This is a genomic window from Streptomyces sp. NPDC048484 (genome assembly GCF_040651415.1).
Taxonomy (GTDB): domain Bacteria; phylum Actinomycetota; class Actinomycetes; order Streptomycetales; family Streptomycetaceae; genus Streptomyces.
Genome location: NZ_JBEZJY010000007.1, coordinates 224,648 through 245,796 on the forward strand (window position 1 = coordinate 224,648; position 21,149 = coordinate 245,796).

The following is a 21,149-nucleotide window of genomic DNA, read 5'->3' on the forward strand; positions in this document are numbered from 1 at the left end:
AGCTGCTGCTTCTCCTGCGGCTGCAGGCCGCCCGGGGGACTGGTCGCGCAGTTCCCCGCGCCCCTTAAAGCGCACTCCAGTGGAACAGTGTCATCGCCACGCTGGTGGCGAGGTTGTAGCTGGACACCTGGGGCTTCATCGGCAGGGAGACCAAGTGGTCCGTGCGGGCGCGCAGTTCGCCGGACAGACCGCTGCGCTCGGAGCCGAAGGCCAGAACCGCGTCGTCCGGGAGCTTCAGCCCCCGGATGTCCTCGCCCTCCGGGTCGAGCGCGAACACCGGCCCCGAGGGCAGCTCGTCCACGGTCAGCCGCTCGACAGCCGTGGCGAAGTGCAGGCCCGCTCCGCCGCGCACGACCGTGGGATGCCACGGATCGAGGGTGCCGGTGGTGACGACCCCGGTCGCGCCGAAGCCGGCGGCGAGCCGGATCACCGCTCCGACGTTCCCGAGGTTGCGCGGCTGGTCGAGGACGACCACGGGCGCGGTGCGGGGGGTGCGGGCCAGCGCCCGCAGGTTGGCGTCGCGCGGGGGGCGTACCGCAAGGGCGGCCACCGCCGTGGGGTGCGGTCGCGGGACGAGCGCCCGGTACGTGGACTCCGGGACCTCCGCCAGGAGGGCGTCCAACGTGTCCTGTACGTCCGGGGCCAGCTCGTCGGCGAGGGCGAGCGCGGCCGCCCGGTCGGTGGTGACCGCCACCTGGACCTCGGCCCGGAAGCGCACCGCGTGCTTGAGGGCGTGGAAGCCGTCGAGCAGCACGGCGGTGTCGGCGAGCCGGTGCCAGGCGCTCACGGGCTCGGGGTCACGGGGATCCCTCATGCCGTGAAGCCTACGTGCGGGTGCTCGGCCGTCTCCGGCGGGCGCGGAGCCTCGGCCTCGGGGTCCTCCTTACGCGGCCCCGGGAGCGTACGCCCGAGGCGGGAGAACAGCCGTCCACGCGCGCGTGCCAGGCCTCCACGCGCGCGCGTCGCCCAGCCGCCGAGGCGGCGGAGGAACGACGTCGGCAGGAAGACCGCGTCGGCGGCGATCATCGCGAGCGAGAAGAACGGCAGGCCCAGCACGAGGGCGATCGCGGCGTGCTCGGTCATCATGGCCGCCAGCAGGACGTTCTTCACCCGCCGGTTGAACAGCGTGAAGGGGAAGGCGACCTGCGCGACCACCGTCCCGTACGTCACCAGCATGACCAGGATGCCGCTCGCGGACAGGGCGTCGGACAGAGCGGGCCAAGGGGAGAAGTAGTCCAGGTGCAGCGGGTAGTACACGGCCGTGCCGTCCTGCCAGCGCGAACCCTGGATCTTGTACCAGCCGGCGGTCGCGTAGATCAGACACGCCTCGGCCATGATCACGAAAAGGGCCGCGTTGTGGACGAGGTTGGCGATGACGTCGAGGAAGATGCGCGGCTGGACGCTCCGGGTACAGCGGCCGGCCAGCCACCACAGGCCCTGGACCGCCCACAACCCCCAGTAGACCGTCCGCCAGCCGCCGAGCAGACCGCCGTCGAGCTTCCCGGCGAGCGTGGCGGCCACCAGAGCGAGCCCGAGGCCGGCCCACAGGGCGATACCGGATCGGTCGATACCGGCCCGGTCCGGGTACGAACGGCCTTCACGCGCGCGTGCCCCCGCCGCCCGGCGCTCGCGTCGCGCGTCCAGTGACCACACCTGGCCGCAGCGCGTGAACACCAGGTAGATCGCCATCAGGTGGATGACGTTGTCGCCGCCGTCCCCCATGAAGACGCTGCGGTTCTGAAGGGACAGCACGCCGATGAGGAAGAGCACGGACATGGTGCGGGTGCGCCAGCCGAGCAGGAGCAGGGCGCTGGAGAGCACGGCGAGCGCGAAGACGATCTCGAACCAGGCCTGGCTGTCGGCCCAGATCAGGACCGTGAAGGCGTGGTTGTTCGCGGTGAGCTGCTGGGCGAGATCCCAGCTCCAGGGTCCGTCCGGCCCGTACAGCTGCTGCCGGTGCGGGAACTCCCGCAACAGGAAGAGCAGCCAGGTGCCGGCGAACCCTATGCGGATCACCGCGCTCTGGTACGGCCCCAGGGCCTGGCCGGTGAGACGGGAGACGGCGTGGCCCAGCGTCCGGTCGAGGCGGTGCTTACGGTCGAACCGGCTGACCCGCCCGGCCAACCGCTCGCGACCGGGGCTGCGCGTGTGGTGAGGGTCGGGGGGGCTCGCCGGGGTGCTGTCCTGATTGGCCGTGGAGGTGCTGTCCTGATTGGTCACGGGGGCGCTGTCGTGGGCGCTCGCCGGGGTGCTGTCCTGGTTGGTCATCGGGCGCTCGCCGCCGTCTCCGTGGAGTCCACGGGCCGCGTCCCGGCCGCCCGGTCGGTCTCCGACACCGGCCACCAGGGCAGCTGACGCAAGACGGGCTTGTCGGACACCTTCTCCTCGCTCCATTCCGGTGGCGGCACATTGGTCGTACGGGAGCGGACCTGGACCTGCTGGAGGATGGCGCTTCGGCCGCCCGCCTCCTCGCGGTCGAGGCGCAGGATCGCGATGCGGCGCAGATAGCGCTCGGAGAGGTCGCCGCGCAGACCGTTCGGGCGGTTCGTGTTGTCGTGCGTGGCCACGAAGAAGTCCCAGGCCCGGCGCAGTTCGTTCTGCTGGGTGTGGCTGGGCAGCAGATTGCCGTCGATGGCCCGGCCGTCCATCGCGGAAAGGTCGTACCAGCGGGTCGTCCTGATGGCGCCGTCCGTGGCCTTCACCTCGGCGCGGACCTGAACGGCGACGTTCTGCTGCAGCGGGTTGGGCGCGAAGAGCTTCCAGTTCTGCTCGAACTCCGGGTAGACCCATTCGTCGATCGCCCGCCCGTGCTGCTTGGTGACCGTGTTCGAGGGCGCGACATGAAGGAAGACCATGCCGAGGTGCACGCAGGCGGCCACCGCGACGAGCGCGAGCGCGAGCGCGGCGGCGATCTGGAAGGGGAGGGAGAGGGCGGCGATGCCCTCAGGGGGAGGAGGGCCGGCGGAGAGCCGGGCGCCGGTGAGCCCGTCCCCCGGGGTCGCCCGACCGTCCTGCGGTGGGGCGCCAGGGGCGGCGGCCGCGGGCTCGCCCGGCACGGGCCGGGCGTTCGAGCCCTCGTCGTACGCGTCCATTGCGCCCCGTTTCCCCATGTCTGCCGAATATCGCCACGTCTGCCGAATATCGCCGCACGTCACGCGACGGCCGCACCGAAACGGTACTCAGGCACACCCGCCCGGCACAGTCCCAGGGGGCACAGCAGCCTCAAGGTCATCCACAGCGGGGGACACCTTACGGCCCAGCCTCTCTACGGACCGAGGGCACCGAACGATCGGTCTGTCATGCCCTCGCACCCCCGCCGTGCATCGACGACCACCGGGCCGCCACCGTTCCCTTCTTGTAGAACCTGTTCTATCTTGACGCTCCGCCAGACGGACCAGACGGACCAGACGGACCAGACAGAGTCAGACGGATCAGCCGGGAGGACGGGACCGTGGACTTCACCTTCACCGAGGAACAGCAGGCGGCCGTGGAGGCGGCGAAGGCGGTCTTCGCGGGGGTCGCCCCGGACGGCGTGCCGAGTCCCGCGCTCACCGCGGGTGCCGTCGCGGACGACTTCGACCGCGTTCTGTGGGCCCGACTCGCCGACGCGGATCTGCTGAGCCTGTTGCTCGACGCGCGCCACGGCGGCGCCGGTTTGGACGCCATCGCCCTGTGCCTGGTGCTGCGGGAGTCGGCGAAGGTACTCGCCCGGGTGCCGCTGCTGGAGAGCACGGCGGCCGCCGTCGCTGTACAGGCTTACGGCAGCGAGGAGTTGCAGACCGATCTGCTCCCGCGGGCCGGCCGGGGTGAGCTGGTGCTGACCGTCGCCGCGAACGGACGCACCGGCCACGACGGCGCCGAACTCGCCGTGACCGCACGGCAGGAGGGCGAGACATGGGTGCTGGACGGCCTGCAGACGGCTGTGCCCTGGGCGCAGAACGCCGACTTCGTCCTCATACCCGCACTGAGCAGCGGCTCGGGCCGCTCAGTGCTCGCCCTCGTGCCGCGTGGCCACAAGGGTGCGGTTCTCGCCGAGCAGATCTCGACGACGGGCGAACTGCTCGGCGAACTCAGCCTGAATTCCGTACGGGTCCCCGCCCGTGACGTCATCGACGCCGACGGCGCCTGGGAGCTGCTGCGGAACCTGCTCGCCACCGGGACATGCGCGCTGGCGCTCGGGCTGGGCGAGGGGGTACTCGGCATGACGAGCCAATACACCAGCAAGCGGGAGCAGTTCGGTTTCCCGGTCGCCACGTTCCAGGCCGTGGCCGTGCAGGCCGCCGACCGCTACATCGATCTGCGCGCGATGGAGGCGACCCTCTGGCAGGCCGCGTGGCGGATCAGCACGGGGGCGGGCGGGGTGCTGCCCGCCTCCGGTGACGTCGCCGTCGCCAAGATCTGGGCCTCCGAGGGGGTACGCCGCGTCGTGCAGACCGCCCAGCACCTGCACGGGGGCTTCGGCGCGGACACCGACTACCCGCTGCACCGGTACCACGCCTGGGCCAAACACCTGGAGCTCTCACTCGGCCCGGCGGCGGCACACGAGGAGGCGCTGGGGGACTTGCTGGCGGCACACCCGCTGGGGTGAGGCCCGGCGACAGCGGGCAGCGAGCAGCCGGCAGCGGTGCCGGGTGGTGCGGGACCTGGCCGCCGCCCACGCCTAGTGCCGCGGCAGGCAACGTTTGCCCGTTGAGGAGCGACCGCCGCGGAGTGGCTGTGTCACCGCGGTGCGTGCTCTCGTGCCTTAAGGGCGCGTGGGAGGTGCCCCCACTCGCCGCACAGCACCGGTCGCGGTCGCCAGGGGTCCGCTACAGCACGGAGCCCGGCTGCCCCTCGGTGTTCACCACGGGGCGGCCCTTGGCCGCCCAGACCTGCATGCCGCCGGCGACGTTCACCGCGTCGACGCCCTGCTGGTTCAGGTACATCGCGACCTGCGCCGACCGGCCGCCGGAGCGACAGATCACGTTGACCCTGCCGTCCTGCGGCGCCGCCTCGGTCAGCTCACCGTAACGGGCCACGAACTCACTGATGGGGATGTGCAGCGCCCCTTCGGCGTGACCCGCCTGCCACTCGTCGTCCTCCCGGACGTCCAGCAGGAAGTCTCCGTCCGCGAGATCTCCGACCTCGACCGTGGGCACACCAGCTCCGAAACTCATGACCCCGACGCTACCCGACCGGCCCCATGCCCAAGTCCGCTCCACCAGCCGGCTCCGCAGGTCCGCCGGACGCAGATCCGGCCACCCCACCGGAACCGGCCACGCGCTCCGCGGAGTGTTTCTCAGGCATCGCTGCTGCTACCGCTGTCGAGCAGGCCCGCCAGCTCCGTCTCACGCTCGCTCACCTGCGCAAGCAGTTGCTCGGCGATCTCCTCCAGCAGCCGGTCGGGGTCGTCCGGCGCGATCTTGAGCATCCCGCCGATCGCGCTCTCCTCCAGCTCGCGGGCCAGGAGGGCGAGCAGTTCCTTGCGCTGGGACAGCCACTCCAGACGGGAGTAGAGCTCCTCACTGCGACTCGGTTGCCACTCCTCGGGCACGGGACCGGCGGCCCACTCCTCGGACAGCTCCCGGAGCAGGGCCTCGTCCCCACGGCCGTAGGCCGCGTTGACGCGGGAGATGAACTCGTCACGCCGCGCGCGCTCCGTCTCGTCCTGCGCCAGGTCGGGGTGCGCCTTGCGGACGAGTTCCCGGTAGAGCTTGCGGGCCTCGTCGCTCGGCCGCACCCGCTGCGGCGGGCGCACCGGCTGATCGGTCAGCATGGCCGAAGCCTCCGGGGACAGCCCGTCCGAGTCGAGCCAGTCGTGGAACAGCTCCTCGATACCCGGCATCGGCATGACCCTGGCCCGGGCCTCCTGAGCCTTGCGCACGTCCTCCGGGTCACCGGTGCTCGCGGCCCGCGCCTCGGCGATCTGCGCTTCCAGCTCGTCGAGCCGCGAGTACATCGGGCCGAGCCGCTGGTGGTGCAGCCGGGAGAAGTTCTCCACCTCGACCCGGAACGTCTCCACCGCGATCTCGAACTCGATCAGTGCCTGCTCGGCCGCACGCACGGCCCGCTCCAGTCGCTCCTCGGGCCGCTCGGCCCCGTCGCTCCCGGTACCAGCACCGGTTCCGGCCTCGCCCACGGCCCGGCCCCCCGCCGACTCGTCGCCGCCGACCGCGCCCGCTGACGCACCAGCGCCCGATTCGGCACCGTCCTCAGCGGACGGCTCAGCAGACGGATCGTCAGACGTCTCAGCAGCGGACGGCGCGGCACCTGCGTCGGCAGACGCCTTGGCACCTGCCTCGACGGACGGCTCGGCACCCGCTTCGACGGACGCCTCGGAGGGCGACTCGGAGGACGGCGCCTCCGCGACCCGTACCTCTTCGGCGTGTGCCTCCTGGGCGCCGTGCTCACCGGCACGCGGCTCACCGGCGACCGGCTCCGCGGAGGGCTCGGACGGCGGCTCGGACGGGGACTGCTCAGCTTCCGGGGTCGTCACCCGCCCAGCCTAGGCCACGACTCCACCAGTCACCCGAACCCGCCCGGGACCAGGGCTTTCACCCCTCTCCCGCCCCGGCCCACGACCTCCGGCCTCCCGCCCTCGCCCCGTTCAGACCCCCAGCTCGCCCACGATCCGCCCCGCGCGCACGGCCGTCACCAGCTCTGCGTGGTCGGCCTCGGTCCGGTCCGCGTACGCCACCGAGAAGACGGCGACCGCCTCGTCCAGTTCCTCGCTCTTGCCGCAGTACCCCGCGATCAGCCCCGGATCGGCGCTGTGGGCGTGTGCCCGCGCCAGCAGCGCCCCCGTCATCCGGGCGTAGTCGTCTATCTGGTCCGCGGCCAGCGCGGCTGGATCGACGCTGCCCTTGCGGTTGCGGAACTGCCGCACCTGGAAGGGGCGCCCCTCGACAGAGGTCCAGCCGAGAAGGTTGTCGCTGACGACCTGCATGCGCTTCTGGCCGAGGACGACCCGACGGCCCTCGTGCTCGACCTCCGGCACCGGAAAGCCGACCGCCTCCAGATGAGGTACCAGAACGGACCCACGAGCCTCCTTCACCTGGAGGACAAGCGGCTCGTCACGGTGGTCCAGCAGCAGCACCACGTACGAGCGCGTCCCCACGCTGCCGGTGCCGACCACCCGGAAGGCGACGTCGTGCACCGCGTACCGCGCGAGGAGCGGGAGGCGGTCCACGGAGAGCGTGCCCAGATACTCCTCCAGCGCCAGCGCGACCGCGGTGGCCTCGCCGTCCGGGACGCGGCGCAGCACAGGCGGGGCGTCGACGAAGTTGCGGCCGCCGCCCTCGACGGTCTCCGTCGACTTCGCCGCGAACCGTCCGCTGGTGTTGCCCCGCGCCTTCTCCGCGACCCGCTCCAGCGTGCCGAGCAGGTCGTGGGCGTCGGCATGCGAGACCAGTTCCTCGTCCGCGATGGCGTTCCACGCGTCCAGGGCCGGGAGCTTGGCGAGCAGCCGCATCGTGCGCCGGTAGGAACCGGCCGTGAAGTGCGCGGCCTTGCGGCAGGTGTCCTCGTCCGCTCCCGCCTCACGCGCGGCGAGCACCAGCGAGGTAGCCAGGCGCTTGAGGTCCCATTCCCACGGCCCGTGCACCGTCTCGTCGAAGTCGTTCAGGTCGATGACGAGGCCGCCGCGCGCGTCCCCGTACAGGCCGAAGTTGCCCGCGTGCGCGTCGCCGCAGAGCTGGGTGCCGATGCCCGACACGGGCGTACGCGCCAGGTCGTACGCCATGAGGCCGGCCGAACCACGCAGGAAGGCGAACGGTGTGGCCGCCATCCTGCCCACCCGGATGGGGGTGAGCTCGGGGATACGGCCGCGGCCGGACTCCTCGACGGCCGTCACCGCGTCCGGACGGTCGCCGTTCATGTCGAGCGACGCGTGCGCGCTGCGCGGGACACGCTCCCGGAGAGCCTTGCCCTCCTTCTTGGACGAGTCCTCCGCCGGCCACCGCGCGAACCCGCGCACCTTCGGAATCCTCGCCGCCCCGGCCACCGCACCACCGGTCTCGCTCACCCGAACCGCCTCCCCCGCACACGAACATCAATCCGTGACGACCGTACCTCCGGGCGTCGATTCGCGTGAGCCCCTGTGGACAACTCCGCGCCTGTGGAAAACACCCCAGCTCAGCGCGGACAGCGGAGCTACGCCGACGGGCGCGCCCGGTACCACCCCTACCACCGGTGCGCCTGGTGCGCCCGGTGCGAAAGCCGTCGCTACTTCCGGAACTCCTCCGGGCAACGGCCGTCCTCGGTCAGGTACTTCTCCGCCCACGCGCCCAGTTCGGCGAGCGCCGGCTCCAGCGCGGACCCGGCCTCCGTCAACCGGTAGGAGACGCGCAGCGGCGGCCCCTCGTCGACCTCGCGCACCAACACTCCGACCGAGGCCAGTTCCGTGAGCCGGTCGGAGAGCATGCGCTCGCTGATGCCGGGGATGGCGCGACGCAGGTCGGCGAAGTGCACGGGGGCGGGCAGGAGCACGGCCACGATCGGGCCCGTCCAGCGTTTTCCGAACACCTGGAAGACGCGGGTGATGCCGTCGTCGACCCGTCTGCACGCCGCAGCGTCGTGGTTTCCCTGCACCGCCATGCCCTCAGAGTACTACCCACCCGTATGTGAGTGAGAAAAAGTAAGCTCCTATGTTATTAATAGCTACCAACAAAAAGCCGAGGGGCTGCGACGGCCTACGACCCTCTCGGATCCACCTCAAAACCGCATCAAACATCCCCAATGGAGAACTCATGGCAACCCTGCTGCACGTGGACTCGTCCGTCTTTCCCCGTCCCGCCTCGGCGTCCCGCGCCGTCACGGACGCCTTCCGCAACGCCTGGGAGGAGCAGCACCCGGAGGGCACGGTGATCTACCGCGACCTCTCCGCACACCCGGTCCCGCACATCTCCGCCGACGCGCACAGCGCCGCTTTCACCGACCCCTCGGAGCACACCCCGGAGCAGGCGGCAGCCTTCGCCAGGCGTGTGAAGTTCATCGAGGAGCTGGAGCAGGCGGACGCCGTTCTGATCGGCGCACCCATGTACAACTACTCGATCCCGTCGACCCTCAAGGCGTGGCTGGACAACGTGGTCGTCTACGGCCGCACCGCGGGCGAGACCCCGTCCGCCAAGGGCACCCCTGTCACCGTCGTGGCCAGCCGTGGCGGCTCCTACGCGCCGGGCACACCCCGCGCGGGCTACGAGTACGTGCAGAACTACCTGGAAGCCGTCCTCAAGGACATGCTGGCCCTGGATCTCGACTTCATCGTCCCGGAGCTCACGATGGCTCCGAACAATCCGGCGATGGCGGAGCTGATCCCGCACTTCGAAGCGTCCCGCACCAAGGCCCTGAAGGACGCGGCCGTCAGGGGGAGGACCCTCGCCGAGCAGCTCACCTCGAACGCCGCCTGAAGCCCCACCCCACCACGCAGTCCGGACCGGCGCCCCAGGCCGCCCCGCCCGCCCGGACCACCCGGCACGGGTCCGACAGGCCACCGGCGCCCACAGCTGCGCGACCACGTCACCGACCCCACGCCACCGACCGGGGAACGCCGCGCGACGGCGACAGAAGAGTGGGCCCCTACCGTGAGGCCCGTGAGATACCTCACCGTAGGGCCCCGCCGTACAACGAGAATCGGGCCCCGCCAGAGCTCAAGCCCAAAATCGCCCCGATCAGGGGGCTTTGGGGCAGCCCGCGCCCGCGTCACCATGCCCGAACTTCACTTGTTCTCTCTGCTTCTCTTTGCCATCCAGTCCTGGCAGACCCATCGAGTGAGTGTTCCTGCCAGGACGGCGACGACGATCGCTCCCGAGTCGATGACGTGCGGAAGCCCGGGGAAAAAAGCGAAGAAGGCGAGTGTCACGACGAGACCCGCCACAAACGAGACGATCCCAACCGACCGCCGCCGCGACTCCCGTCGCTGGTCCGACCCCTGCTGTTGATCAATCATTCGCAGCTCACTTCGTGATGTGGTGGCACTGGCTCACTCGACGCACCCCATTGACATGGAGATGCGCACACGCCTTTCCATAACGAGGCAGCGTCTGAGGAGAGTTGTTCCGCATCGGATCGATCTTGCACTCGGGGTGCGTTCGCCCCCTGGAGGTCCGGTATGTCTTGTTGTTGGTGTTCGCGTACGTGAAGTCGATCCGCCAGTTGCAGAAGCCGCTGCCGAGCGCGGCGACAAAAGCGCAGTCGACGCAGGCGTTCTGATAAGTGATCTTCTTCCCGCCACCTCGGATGATGTGTGTGAACGCGCAGCCGGTCGGAACCTTCATCGTCATACCGCCGACGCTGTACTCGAAGGCCCGGACAGGGGTCGATCCGACAGCGCCGGCCTGCGCCGACTAGGAACTCGTGAGCACGAGGACGCACGCGGCAGCAAGGGCCATGAAGTGCCTGGATCGATACAGCGAGACCATGAACAATCCCCTTCGGTGGAAAATCTCTTCCGACCGAAAAGAACTCCGATCCCGCGATCATGTTCCTGGCCGATGAGATGGTTCACCGACTTGAGTGATCAATGGGAAGTGCGCTGACCAGCTGATTCGTTTTTCCGATCCGGCGGCCTGGCGACGGGCCACTACAGCTCTTACCTGAGTCCCGGCAGGCGTCGCAGCTCGCCGATCTTCATCAGTCGGGCGAGGAAAAGGCGGGCCGTGGTCAGAGTGAGCGATTTCTGCAAGAGCACGCCCCACCCGCCGACGACGACCCACCAACCCCTCGGCAGCCGGCCCCCTGGCCCCCACAGGCCACCTCACCAGCCAGTGAGAGAGACCTCACACCGACAGAAGGGCACACGCCGTACAGGTCTGCCGCTGCACGGCCCGGGACGGGGCGGGGCGGAGGCCCGGGGCGGACGCGTGTGTGGTGACGAAGCTGGATCCATCCGTCCGCCCCGAAGTGTCGAGGCACAGCAGAACGGCCCCCACCGTGATCACGATGAGGGCCGTTCCGTCACTGCTCAGAAGCGCCTAAAATCGGTGCTCCATGGTGCGCGAGGGGGGAGTTGAACCCCCACGCCCTTTCGGGCACTGGAACCTGAATCCAGCGCGTCTGCCTATTCCGCCACCCGCGCATTGGGTGTGTCATCCGTCTCTCACCAGGTGGGTGAGCGCCTTCCGACATCGAGAAGATTAGCACGCTGGAAGGGGTGGATTCACATCCGTTTCCGAGGGGCAGCGACCGCGCAACCGGCCTCCGCGCGACCCCCCGCACCACCCCCCACCACCAGCGGGACCGACTCCCGTGGCGTCCCGGATCCCACCGGCCCCGCCTTCCACGTACCAACCAGAACCGGTTCACGTATCAACCTCGTACCGGTCCCGGCCATCTCCCCATCAGGGGGCCGGAGTCCGCTGCCGCGTGCGGGACACTGTGGTGGAGCCGCCTCTACGATCCTTCCCATGCGGAGTGTCTCGGAGGAGTTCGAAGAGGAGCTTCGGCGGGAACCTCGGGAGGGGACTTCAGTGCCCGGTCGACATCTGCCGACCGGGCCGACAGGGGGAACCAGCCGATTTCCCGCTGCGTGGATACGATCAGTAAGCAGTACCAGGGCGACGACGAAGGAGGAGGTGTCCCATGGGAGTCCTGAAGAAGTTTGAGCAACGTCTGGAAGGCCTGGTCAACGGCACCTTCGCCAAGGTGTTCAAGTCCGAGGTCCAGCCGGTGGAGATCGCGGGAGCGCTCCAGCGCGAGTGCGACAACAACGCCACCATCTGGAACCGTGACCGGACCGTCGTTCCCAACGACTTCATCGTGGAGCTGAGCACGCCGGACTTCGAGCGTCTCAGCCCCTACTCGGGCCAGCTCGGCGACGAGCTGGCCGGCATGGTGCGCGACTACGCCAAGCAGCAGCGTTACACCTTCATGGGCACCATCAAGGTCCACCTGGAGAAGGCGGACGACCTCGACACCGGCCTCTACCGGGTCCGCAGTCGCACGCTCGCCTCCTCCGCGAACCAGCAGGCTGCCGCTCCGGAGCGCGCCCCCGCGGGCCCGCCCCCGGCGGCCGCCCGCGGCCAGGCCGGGGGCTACGGCTACCCGCCCGCGGCCGCTCCCCCCATGCCCGCCGCGCCGCCGCCCGGCGGCCGTCCTGGCGGCGCACCCTCAGCACATCGTCCCGCCGCGGCCCCTCAGCCGGGTGGCCGGACGCGGCACTGGATCGAGGTCAACGGCGCCCGCCATCAGATCTCCGGCCCAACTCTGGTGATGGGCCGCAGCACCGAAGCCGACGTGCGGATCGACGACCCCGGCGTCTCGCGCCGGCACTGTGAGATCCGGACCGGAACGCCCTCGACGATCCAGGATCTCGGGTCCACCAACGGCATCGTGGTGGACGGGCAGCACACAACCCGCGCTACGCTCCGCGACGGCTCGCGGATCGTCGTGGGCAGCACCAACATCATTTACCGGCAAGCCGAAGGGTGAAGCGGGGGCAATGTCAGAGCTGACCCTCACGGTCATGCGGCTGGGTTTCCTGGCCGTACTGTGGCTGTTCGTGATCGTGGCCGTGCAGGTCATCCGCAGCGACCTGTTCGGAACGCGTGTCACACAGCGCGGGTCGCGACGGGAAGCCCAAAGGCCGCAGCAGGCCGCGCGCCAGAGCGCACCACCACCTCAGCGACAACAAGCGGCACCCAGCAGCAGCGGTGGCGGTGGCCGTCAGCGCCGCGGCGCTCCCACCAAACTGGTCGTCTCGGAGGGCATCCTCACGGGCACGACTGTTGCCCTTCAGGGGCAGACCATCACGCTGGGCCGCGCGCACGACAGCACCATCGTGCTGGACGACGACTACGCATCCAGCAGGCATGCCAGGATCTACCCGGACCGTGACGGCCAGTGGATCGTCGAGGATCTCGGGTCCACCAACGGTACGTATCTCGACCGGACCCGACTGACGACTCCCCTGCCGGTTCCGCTGGGCGCGCCGATCCGCATCGGCAAGACCGTCATCGAGTTGCGGAAGTAGTACTACGTCATGAATGAGCGCGAGCGGAGCGAGCGAGCAGCGGCGGTCCCCACGACGGATCCCGGCGCGCTCCCGACCGGAGGGTGGGCACCGTGCGGATGTACCCGGAGCCGACGGGCGAGGTGCGCATGAGTCTGTCACTGCGCTTCGCCGCCGGATCGCACAAAGGCATGATCCGAGAGGGCAACGAGGATTCCGGTTACGCCGGGCCGCGGCTGCTCGCAATCGCCGACGGGATGGGCGGTCAGGCCGCGGGCGAGGTCGCCTCGTCGGAGGTGATCTCCACCATCGTCGCGCTCGACGACGACGTGCCCGGTTCCGACATTCTCACCTCGCTCGGCACGGCCGTGCAGCGCGCCAACGACCAGCTGAGGATGATGGTCGAGGAGGACCCCCAGCTGGAGGGCATGGGGACGACCCTCACCGCCCTCCTGTGGACGGGGCAGCGGCTCGGCCTCGTGCACGTCGGCGACTCGCGCGCCTACCTGCTGCGCGACGGTGTGCTGACGCAGATCACGCAGGACCACACGTGGGTGCAGCGCCTCGTCGACGAGGGCCGCATCACGGACGAAGAGGCGACCACCCACCCGCAGAGGTCCCTCCTCATGCGCGCGCTGGGCAGCGGCGACCACGTCGAGCCCGACCTCTCCATCCGTGAGGTCCGCGCCGGCGACCGGTACCTGATCTGCTCCGACGGGCTCTCGGGGGTCGTCTCCCATCAGACGATGGAGGACACCCTCGCCAGCTACCAGGGTCCCCAGGAGACCGTGCAGCAGCTGATCGAGCTGGCGCTGCGCGGCGGCGGCCCCGACAACATCACCGTCATCGTGGCCGACGTCCTCGACATCGACGGCGGCGACACCCTCGCCGGGCAGCTCTCCGACACCCCGGTCGTCGTGGGCGCGGTCGCCGAGAACCAGCTCCAGCCGCACGACAACGGCGCCATGCAGACGCCGGCCGGCCGCGCCTCCGGCCTCGGCCGTCAGGTGCCCGGGCAGGGCGGCGGTGGCGAGTTCGGCCCGCCCGGCAGCGGCGACACCACCGGTTACGTACCCACCGGCGGGTTCGACGGCTACTCCGACGACGACTTCGTCAAGCCACGCCCCGGGCGGAAGTGGCTGAAGAGATCCCTCTACAGCGTGCTCGCGCTCGCCGTCATCGGCGGCGGGCTGTACGGCGGCTACCGCTGGACGCAGACGCAGTACTACGTGGGCGCCAGCGACGAGCACGTCGCCCTGTACCGCGGCATCAGCCAGGACCTCGCCTGGGTCTCGCTCTCCAAGGTGGAGAAGGACTACCCGAAGATCGAACTCAAGTACCTGCCTCCGTACCAGCAGAAGCAGGTCAAGGCCACGATCGTCGAGGGCGGCCTGAGCGACGCCCAGTCGAAGATCGACGAGCTCGAGACCCAGGCGTCCGCGTGCAAGAAGGACGCCGACCGCCGCAAGGCCGAGAGCGATCAGAAGACGAAGACCGGCGAGGGCGAGGCAGGAGGGGTCACGGGAACCACACGGACCTCCGCCGCGTCCAAGGCCACACCGACGCCGACGGCGACCTCCTCGGGGGAGCAGTCGCCGACGCCCGACCCGTCCAAGTCCGCGACCGCACCCACTCCCACACCCGGCCCCAGCCTCTCCGACGAGGAGCAGAAGCTGGTCTCGCTGTGCGGTAAGCAGTAAGCAGCCGTGAGGGGCCCTGTCACACGATGAGCAGTACTTCCAATCCATCGACGCAGCACACGTCCACGATCGGCGCGATCGGCACACCGAGCAGACGCAACACCGAGCTCGCGCTGCTCGTGTTCGCCGTGCTCATCGCGGTGTTCGCCTATGCCAACGTCGGTCTGGCCATGAACGGCTCCGTGCCGCCCGGCCTGCTCAGCTACGGCCTCGGCCTCGGCCTGCTCGCGGGCGTCGGCCACCTCGTCGTACGGAAGTTCGCACCGTACGCGGACCCGCTGATGCTGCCGCTGGCCACGCTGCTCAACGGCATCGGCCTGGCGGTCGTGTGGCGCCTGGACCAGTCGCAGCGACTGCAGGAGAAATCCACCTTCTTCGAGGCCGCCCCCCGCCAGCTGCTGAACTCCGCGCTGGGTGTCGCCCTGTTCGTGGTCGTACTGGTCTTCCTCAAGGACCACCGCGTCCTGCAGCGCTACACCTACATCTCCATGGTCGCCGCGGTGATCCTGCTGCTCCTCCCGCTGGTCCCGGGCCTCGGCGTGAACGTCTTCGGCGCGCGGATCTGGATCAAAATCCCCGGCCTCGGCACCATCCAGCCCGGTGAGTTCGCGAAAATCGCCCTGGCGGTGTTCTTCGCGGGCTATCTCATGGTGAAACGCGACGCCCTGGCCCTGGCCAGCCGCCGCTTCATGGGGCTCTACCTGCCGCGCGGGCGTGACCTCGGCCCGATCGTCGTCATCTGGGCGCTGTCCATCCTGATCCTGGTCTTCGAGACCGACCTCGGTACCTCGCTGCTCTTCTTCGGCATGTTCGTGATCATGCTGTACGTCGCCACCGAGCGGACCAGCTGGATCGTGTTCGGAATGCTGATGTCCGCGGCCGGCGCCGTCGGCGTCGCGTCCTTCGAGTCCCACGTGCAGCAGCGCGTCCAGGCCTGGCTCGACCCGATGCACGAGTACGAGCTCAGCCAGCAGGGCGTCATCGGCCACACCGAGCAGTCCATGCAGGCCCTGTGGGCCTTCGGCTCCGGCGGCACCCTCGGCACCGGCCTCGGCCAGGGCGACTCCGACCTCATCGGCTTCGCCGCCAACTCCGACTTCATCCTCGCCACCTTCGGCGAGGAGCTGGGCCTGGCCGGCGTGATGGCGATCCTGCTGATGTACGGCCTGATCGTGGAACGCGGCGTACGCACCGCCCTCGCCGCCCGCGACCCCTTCGGCAAACTCCTCGCCATCGGCCTGTCCGGCGCCTTCGCCCTCCAGGTCTTCGTGGTCGCCGGCGGCGTCATGGGCCTGATCCCGCTGACCGGTATGACGATGCCCTTCCTGGCCTACGGAGGTTCCTCCGTCATCGCCAACTGGGCACTCATCGGCATCCTGATCCGGATCAGCGACACCGCGCGCCGGCCCGCGCCCGCCCCCGCACCCAACCCCGACGCCGAGATGACCCAGGTGGTCCGACCGTGAACAAGCCACTGCGCCGGATCGCCCTCTTCTGCGGGCTCCTCGTGCTCGCCCTGCTCATCCGCGACAACTGGATCCAGTACGTCCAGGCGGACTCGCTGAAGAAGGACACCAAGAACCGCCGCGTCGCCATCGCGCGCTACGCCACACCGCGCGGCGACATCATCGTCGACGGCAACCCGATCACCGGGTCCAAGAAGACGAGCGGTGACGACTTCAACGACTTCGACTACAAGCGCACGTACAAGGACGGCCCGATGTGGGCCCCCGTCACGGGCTACGCCTCGCAGGCCTTCGGCGCCACGCAGCTGGAGAGCATCGAGGACGGCATCCTCACCGGCAACGACGACCGGCTCTTCTTCCGGCGCACGCTCGACATGCTCACCGGCGAGAAGCAGGAGGGCGGCAACGTCGTCACCACGCTCAACGCCGCCGCGCAGAAGGCCGCGTACAACGGCCTGCTGAAGCAGGGCAAGGGTGCCGTCGCCGCGATCGACCCGGAGACCGGCGCGATCCTGGCGCTGGCCTCCACTCCCTCGTACGACCCCTCCTCGTTCGCCGGGAACTCCACCAAGGTCGACGGCAAGGCCTGGGACCGGCTCCAGAAGAAGAACAACCGCGACGACCCGACGCTCAACCGAGCACTGCGCGAGATCTACCCGCCCGGATCCACCTTCAAGGTGGTCACGGCCGCGGCCGCGCTGGAGCACGATCTCTACACGGACCCCGACGCGAAGACCGATTCGCCGGACCCGTGGACCATGCCGGACACCACGCAGGATCTGCCGAACGAGGGCAATATCCCGTGTAAGAACGCCACGCTCCGCAACGCCCTCAAGTACTCCTGCAACACCGTCTTCGGCAAGGTGGGAGCGGATCTCGGCAAGGACAAGATGCTGGAGACCGCCAAGAAGTTCGGCTTCGGCGAGGAGCAGTTCATTCCGATCCGCTCCAGCGCCTCCGTCTTCCCCGAGAAGATGGACAGGCCGCAGACCGCGCTCAGCTCCATCGGCCAGTTCGAGACCGCCACGACCCCGCTGCAGATGGCCATGGTGGCCTCGGCCGTCGCCAACAACGGCAAGCTCATGAAGCCGTACATGGTCGACAAGCTCCAGGCACCGAGCCTCGACGTCATCGAGCAGACCGACCCCGAGGAAATGAGTCAGCCGCTCTCCGAGGAGAACGCCCAGATCCTGCAGTCGATGATGGAGACGGTCGTCAAGGAGGGCACCGGCACCAAGGGCCAGATCAACGAGGACGGCGTCACCGTCGGCGGCAAGACCGGTACCGCCCAGCGCGGCGAGAACAACAGCGCGAACCCGTATGCCTGGTTCATCTCGTACGCGAAGGTCGAGGACGGCAGCTCTCCGGTCGCCGTCGCCGTGGTCGTCGAGGACGAGAGTGCCGCCCGTGACGACATCTCCGGCGGCGGTCTCGCCGCTCCGATCGCGAGGGACGTGATGAAGGCAGTCATCGACAGCAAGAAGTGACCCCGCTCACGTCCCCTTCACATCGGTGCACGTTGCGATACCGGTCCTGTATCGGGTGACGGTTGTGGCCAGGTCAGTCAAGGCGGTCCGGGTACGGTATGCCCGGACAGCACACCGCCGGACCACACGTGGTGTGGTCAGGACCGTCGGAAAAGGCTGGTAGGTAGCTATGGAAGAGCCGCGTCGCCTCGGCGGCCGGTACGAGCTGGGCCATGTGCTCGGCCGTGGTGGCATGGCGGAGGTACATCTCGCCCATGACACCCGGCTCGGCCGCACCGTGGCGGTGAAGACGCTGCGGGCGGACCTCGCACGCGACCCGTCGTTCCAGGCCCGCTTCCGCCGGGAGGCCCAGTCGGCCGCCTCGCTCAACCATCCCGCGATCGTCGCCGTGTACGACACGGGTGAGGACTACATCGAGGGCATCTCCATCCCGTACATCGTGATGGAGTACGTCGACGGGTCCACGCTGCGCGAGCTGCTGCACTCCGGGCGCAAGCTGCTGCCCGAGCGCACGCTGGAGATGACCATCGGCATCCTCCAGGCACTCGAGTACTCGCACCGCGCCGGCATCGTCCACCGGGACATCAAACCGGCGAACATCATGCTGACGCGCAACGGCCAGGTCAAGGTCATGGACTTCGGCATCGCCCGCGCGATGGGCGACTCCGGCATGACGATGACGCAGACCTCGGCGGTCATAGGAACGGCCCAGTACCTCTCGCCGGAACAGGCGAAGGGCGAGCCGGTCGACGCCCGCTCCGACCTGTACTCCACGGGCTGCCTGCTGTACGAGCTCCTGACGGTCCGCCCGCCGTTCATCGGGGACTCCCCGGTCGCGGTCGCGTACCAGCACGTACGCGAGGAGCCACAGGCGCCGAGCGTGTTCGACCCGGAGATCACGCCCGAGATGGACGCCATCGTCCTGAAGGCGCTCACCAAGGACCCGGACTACCGGTACCAGTCGGCCGACGAGATGCGCGTCGACATCGAGGCCTGCCTCGACGGTCAGCCCGTCGCGGCCACCGCGGCCATGGGTTCGGTCGGCTACGGCGGCTACCCGGACGACCAGCCGACGACGGCCCTGCGCTCCGCGGACGGCCAGCACACCACGTTGCTGCCTCCGACGAACCCGGACGACGGCGGCTTCGGCTACGACGACCGGGCCGGCCGGCGCCGTCAGCAGAAGAAGAACAACACCTCGACGATCCTTCTGGTCGTCGCCGGTGTGCTCGTGCTGATCGGCGCGATCCTCATCGGCAAGTGGGCGTTCAGCGGGACCGGCGGCAACGGGAACGACTCGATCGACACGCCCAACTTCGTGAACCGGACCGTGGCCGACGCCAAACAGACGGCGTCCAACGTCGATCTCAAACTCACGATCAACAAGAAGCCGTGTGAGAACACGCCCAAGAACAGCGTCTGCGACCAGAACCCGGCCGCGAAGACCGAAGTCCAAAAGGGCGACACGATCACGCTGACGGTGTCTTCGGGCGCGCCGAAGGTGGCCGTTCCCAACGTCATCGACGATCCGGTGGCGGACGCCACCAAGAAGCTCGAGGACGGTAAGTACGAGTTCGAGGTCAAGACGGAGAGCAAGGAGTCCAGCGAGGACCCCGGCACCGTCCTGGACCAGGACCCCTCCGCGGGTGACGAGGTGGAGAAGGGTTCCACGATCACTCTCACCGTCGCCAAGGAGAAGGAACAGGTCACTGTTCCGGATGTCAGCGGCCAGAGCTGTGACCAGGCCAAGGCACAGATGGAGCAGAACGACCTCACGGGTAACTGCACCGATGTGGAGACCGACGACGACAACCTGGTCGGCAAGGTCATCGCGACCTCGCCCCAGGCCAACTCGCCGGCCGACCCCGGGTCCACGGTGAACATCCAGATCGGCAAGGCGAAGGAGAAGGAAGAGGAACAGAAGATCGCCATGCCGAAGGTGACCCAGCTGACCCTCGCCCAGGCCAAGCAGGTGCTCACGGAGAACCAGCTCCAGCTCGGCAACGTGCAGGGCTCGCAGGACGACAACGCCATCGTCCTCATCAGCGACCCGGGTGAAGGCACCGAGGTGAAGCCCGGCGACCGGGTCAACCTCGTCACGGTTGGCGGGCAGAACAACAACAACAACGGCGGCGGTGGCAACGGCAACGGCGGCATCTTCGGGAACTGATCCCTCGGACTTCCCCCGGCCTGACGCCTCCGCTCCACCGGACCACGACGAAGCCCCCGGCGCCCTCTCTTGAGGGCGCCGGGGGCTTCGTCGTACGGCAGGGACGACTGCGCGTACCAGAAGGCCGAACCATCCGCTCGATCAGCGCTCGATCACCTGAGCGAGATCCGACCACATCTTCGTATGTCCCGACTCGTTGAACGGATGGGGTGGGAAGTCAGAGCCCAGCCCTGGCCGTGTGGCCACTGCACGAGCAGAAGGGACAGGGCGTGATCAACGAAGCGGCTCTGCTGGAATCGAAGACCCTGCGCGACGGTGCGCTGGAGCGCACAGAAGTGCTCGACAGAGTCAAGGCACTGTCACTGCTGCCGGACGGCATGCATGTGACGACTGGGATGGTTGCCACATACTTCAGCGTCGCCGTCGAGACGATTCGACAACTGGTCAAACGACACCGTGAAGAACTGGAAGTCAACGGGCTTGCCGTGCTGCGTGGCGCTGACCTGCGAAAATTCGAGAGTGACAACGTGTCACTCTCGCTCGGGAGTTATCCACAGCCCCGCCGCAGCCTCACGATCTACTCCCGACGAGCCGTGCTCAACATCGCCATGCTCCTCCGCGACAGCAAGGTAGCCCGCGAGGTGCGCACCTACCTCCTCGACGTTGAGTCCCTGGCACGCACCCATCCCCTAGATCAAACTGCCCCGAGTGAGGCCGCTCCCCTCGACGACCGCATCACCCACATCCTCGGCAAGACGGTCGTCCCTATGTTCAACGCCCTGATCGAGACGTCGAGCGAGCACCGCCGCGAACTCATCGCACTCCGTGACGACATCGAGAACGTGGAGCGCAAGCTGTGCTGGCACCACCGACGGCTCCGCAGCCTGGAAGGAGAAGTTCCAGCCGATTCGGTCAGGGCGTCCATCAAGGCGATGACATGGCAGGCATTCGAGCGTCACATCGCCGACCTGCTGCGCCGTGACGGCTGCACGCAGGTCGTCGTCCGGCAAGCCCGAACCGATCGAGGCATCGACATCACGGCATGCACGGCTGACGGCCGTACGGTGGCTGTCCAGTGCAAGAACCGCGCCGGCCGGTCGTCCGTTCCGAGTGCCGACATGCAGAAGTTCGCAGGTGCCGCACGAGCCATCACCCCTGTGGATGTCGCCCTGTTCGTCGCCACGTGCAACTTCAGCCTGGAAGCGCAGGCGATCGCCGACCTGAGCGGAGTCATCACCGTGAACCGCGACGAGCTGGAGGCGTGGAGCGCCGGAGTGCGCCTCAAAGCGCTGCGCTAGGTACCGCACAACAGAGGCCCGAAGCCGCAAGAGAAAGTTGCGGCTTCGGGCCTCCGCCATGCTAGTGCCGCGGCACTGGACGACTGAGCTCTTCCAAGGACCT

18 protein-coding genes and 1 tRNA gene are annotated in these 21,149 nt (G+C 68.9%); 9 read left to right on the top strand and 10 right to left on the bottom strand.

Going from position 1 to position 21,149, the window contains the following annotated elements:
- Window positions 1-64: 64 nt before the first annotated feature.
- The 3 genes from AB0D14_RS09805 to AB0D14_RS09815 are packed head-to-tail and all read right to left on the bottom strand — an operon-like array spanning window position 65 to window position 3,092.
- On the bottom strand, window positions 65-814 hold the full coding sequence (locus AB0D14_RS09805; protein ID WP_362776528.1) for a TrmH family RNA methyltransferase: 750 nt from the start codon (window positions 812-814) through the stop codon (window positions 65-67).
- Complete coding sequence (locus AB0D14_RS09810; protein WP_362776530.1) at window positions 811-2,268, bottom strand: HTTM domain-containing protein; 1,458 nt, start codon at window positions 2,266-2,268, stop codon at window positions 811-813. Before AB0D14_RS09810 ends, AB0D14_RS09805 begins: the two co-directional genes overlap by 4 nt.
- Window positions 2,265-3,092, bottom strand: coding sequence for a DUF5819 family protein (locus tag AB0D14_RS09815; protein WP_362776532.1), 828 nt, complete (start codon window positions 3,090-3,092; stop codon window positions 2,265-2,267). The genes AB0D14_RS09810 and AB0D14_RS09815 overlap by 4 nt, the downstream gene beginning before the upstream one ends.
- Window positions 3,093-3,451: 359 nt before the next feature.
- On the opposite strand from AB0D14_RS09815, the gene AB0D14_RS09820 reads away from it, so the two are divergent.
- Window positions 3,452-4,588: an acyl-CoA dehydrogenase family protein gene (locus tag AB0D14_RS09820; protein WP_362776534.1), complete on the top strand. Its 1,137-nt coding sequence runs from the start codon at window positions 3,452-3,454 to the stop codon at window positions 4,586-4,588.
- 220 nt (window positions 4,589-4,808) lie between these two features.
- On the opposite strand, the gene AB0D14_RS09825 is transcribed toward AB0D14_RS09820, so the two are convergent.
- From AB0D14_RS09825 to AB0D14_RS09840, 4 genes are all read right to left on the bottom strand, one after another.
- Window positions 4,809-5,138 carry a rhodanese-like domain-containing protein gene (locus tag AB0D14_RS09825; protein ID WP_362776618.1) on the bottom strand — a complete coding sequence of 110 codons (330 nt, stop codon included), beginning with the start codon at window positions 5,136-5,138 and terminating at the stop codon, window positions 4,809-4,811.
- 140 nt (window positions 5,139-5,278) lie between these two features.
- A complete protein-coding gene (locus AB0D14_RS09830) occupies window positions 5,279-6,118 on the bottom strand; it encodes a J domain-containing protein (protein WP_362776620.1) in 840 nt (279 codons plus the stop codon).
- 468 nt (window positions 6,119-6,586) lie between these two features.
- Entirely contained in the window at window positions 6,587-8,002 is a 1,416-nt protein-coding gene (locus AB0D14_RS09835; protein WP_362776536.1) for a DUF2252 domain-containing protein, read from the bottom strand.
- A 200-nt stretch (window positions 8,003-8,202) separates the two neighbouring features.
- Complete coding sequence (locus tag AB0D14_RS09840; protein ID WP_362776538.1) at window positions 8,203-8,574, bottom strand: helix-turn-helix domain-containing protein; 372 nt, start codon at window positions 8,572-8,574, stop codon at window positions 8,203-8,205.
- A 152-nt stretch (window positions 8,575-8,726) separates the two neighbouring features.
- Between AB0D14_RS09840 and AB0D14_RS09845 the strand changes: the two genes are divergently transcribed.
- A complete protein-coding gene (locus AB0D14_RS09845) occupies window positions 8,727-9,386 on the top strand; it encodes an NAD(P)H-dependent oxidoreductase (protein ID WP_362776540.1) in 660 nt (219 codons plus the stop codon).
- Window positions 9,387-9,694: 308 nt separating this feature from the next.
- Here AB0D14_RS09845 and AB0D14_RS09850 read toward each other — a convergent pair whose 3' ends face one another.
- The 3 genes from AB0D14_RS09850 to AB0D14_RS09860 all read right to left on the bottom strand — a co-directional run bounded on the left by AB0D14_RS09850 (window position 9,695) and on the right by AB0D14_RS09860 (window position 11,053).
- The gene (locus AB0D14_RS09850; RefSeq protein WP_362776541.1) at window positions 9,695-9,925 is read right to left on the bottom strand and encodes a hypothetical protein; all 231 of its coding nucleotides are present in this window, start codon (window positions 9,923-9,925) and stop codon (window positions 9,695-9,697) included.
- 7 nt (window positions 9,926-9,932) lie between these two features.
- Entirely contained in the window at window positions 9,933-10,259 is a 327-nt protein-coding gene (locus AB0D14_RS09855; RefSeq protein ID WP_362776543.1) for a hypothetical protein, read from the bottom strand.
- Window positions 10,260-10,966: 707 nt separating this feature from the next.
- Window positions 10,967-11,053: transfer RNA gene (locus AB0D14_RS09860), tRNA-Leu, on the bottom strand.
- Window positions 11,054-11,556: 503 nt separating this feature from the next.
- On the opposite strand from AB0D14_RS09860, the gene AB0D14_RS09865 reads away from it, so the two are divergent.
- From AB0D14_RS09865 to AB0D14_RS09895, 7 genes are all read left to right on the top strand, one after another.
- Window positions 11,557-12,405 (top strand): DUF3662 and FHA domain-containing protein, encoded by an 849-nt coding sequence (locus AB0D14_RS09865; RefSeq protein WP_362776545.1) that lies wholly within the window; start codon window positions 11,557-11,559, stop codon window positions 12,403-12,405.
- Window positions 12,406-12,415: 10 nt separating this feature from the next.
- Window positions 12,416-12,946, top strand: a complete 531-nt coding sequence (locus AB0D14_RS09870; RefSeq protein WP_362776547.1) for an FHA domain-containing protein — start codon at window positions 12,416-12,418, stop codon at window positions 12,944-12,946.
- A 98-nt stretch (window positions 12,947-13,044) separates the two neighbouring features.
- Window positions 13,045-14,625 carry a Stp1/IreP family PP2C-type Ser/Thr phosphatase gene (locus AB0D14_RS09875; protein WP_362776621.1) on the top strand — a complete coding sequence of 527 codons (1,581 nt, stop codon included), beginning with the start codon at window positions 13,045-13,047 and terminating at the stop codon, window positions 14,623-14,625.
- 26 nt (window positions 14,626-14,651) lie between these two features.
- The gene (locus tag AB0D14_RS09880; protein WP_362776549.1) at window positions 14,652-16,091 is read left to right on the top strand and encodes an FtsW/RodA/SpoVE family cell cycle protein; all 1,440 of its coding nucleotides are present in this window, start codon (window positions 14,652-14,654) and stop codon (window positions 16,089-16,091) included.
- The gene (locus AB0D14_RS09885; protein WP_362776551.1) at window positions 16,088-17,578 is read left to right on the top strand and encodes a penicillin-binding transpeptidase domain-containing protein; all 1,491 of its coding nucleotides are present in this window, start codon (window positions 16,088-16,090) and stop codon (window positions 17,576-17,578) included. Before AB0D14_RS09880 ends, AB0D14_RS09885 begins: the two co-directional genes overlap by 4 nt.
- 169 nt (window positions 17,579-17,747) lie before the next feature.
- Window positions 17,748-19,748, top strand: coding sequence for a Stk1 family PASTA domain-containing Ser/Thr kinase (gene pknB, locus AB0D14_RS09890; RefSeq protein WP_362776553.1), 2,001 nt, complete (start codon window positions 17,748-17,750; stop codon window positions 19,746-19,748).
- A 269-nt stretch (window positions 19,749-20,017) separates the two neighbouring features.
- Window positions 20,018-21,046: a restriction endonuclease gene (locus AB0D14_RS09895; protein WP_362776555.1), complete on the top strand. Its 1,029-nt coding sequence runs from the start codon at window positions 20,018-20,020 to the stop codon at window positions 21,044-21,046.
- Window positions 21,047-21,149 lie beyond the last annotated feature (103 nt).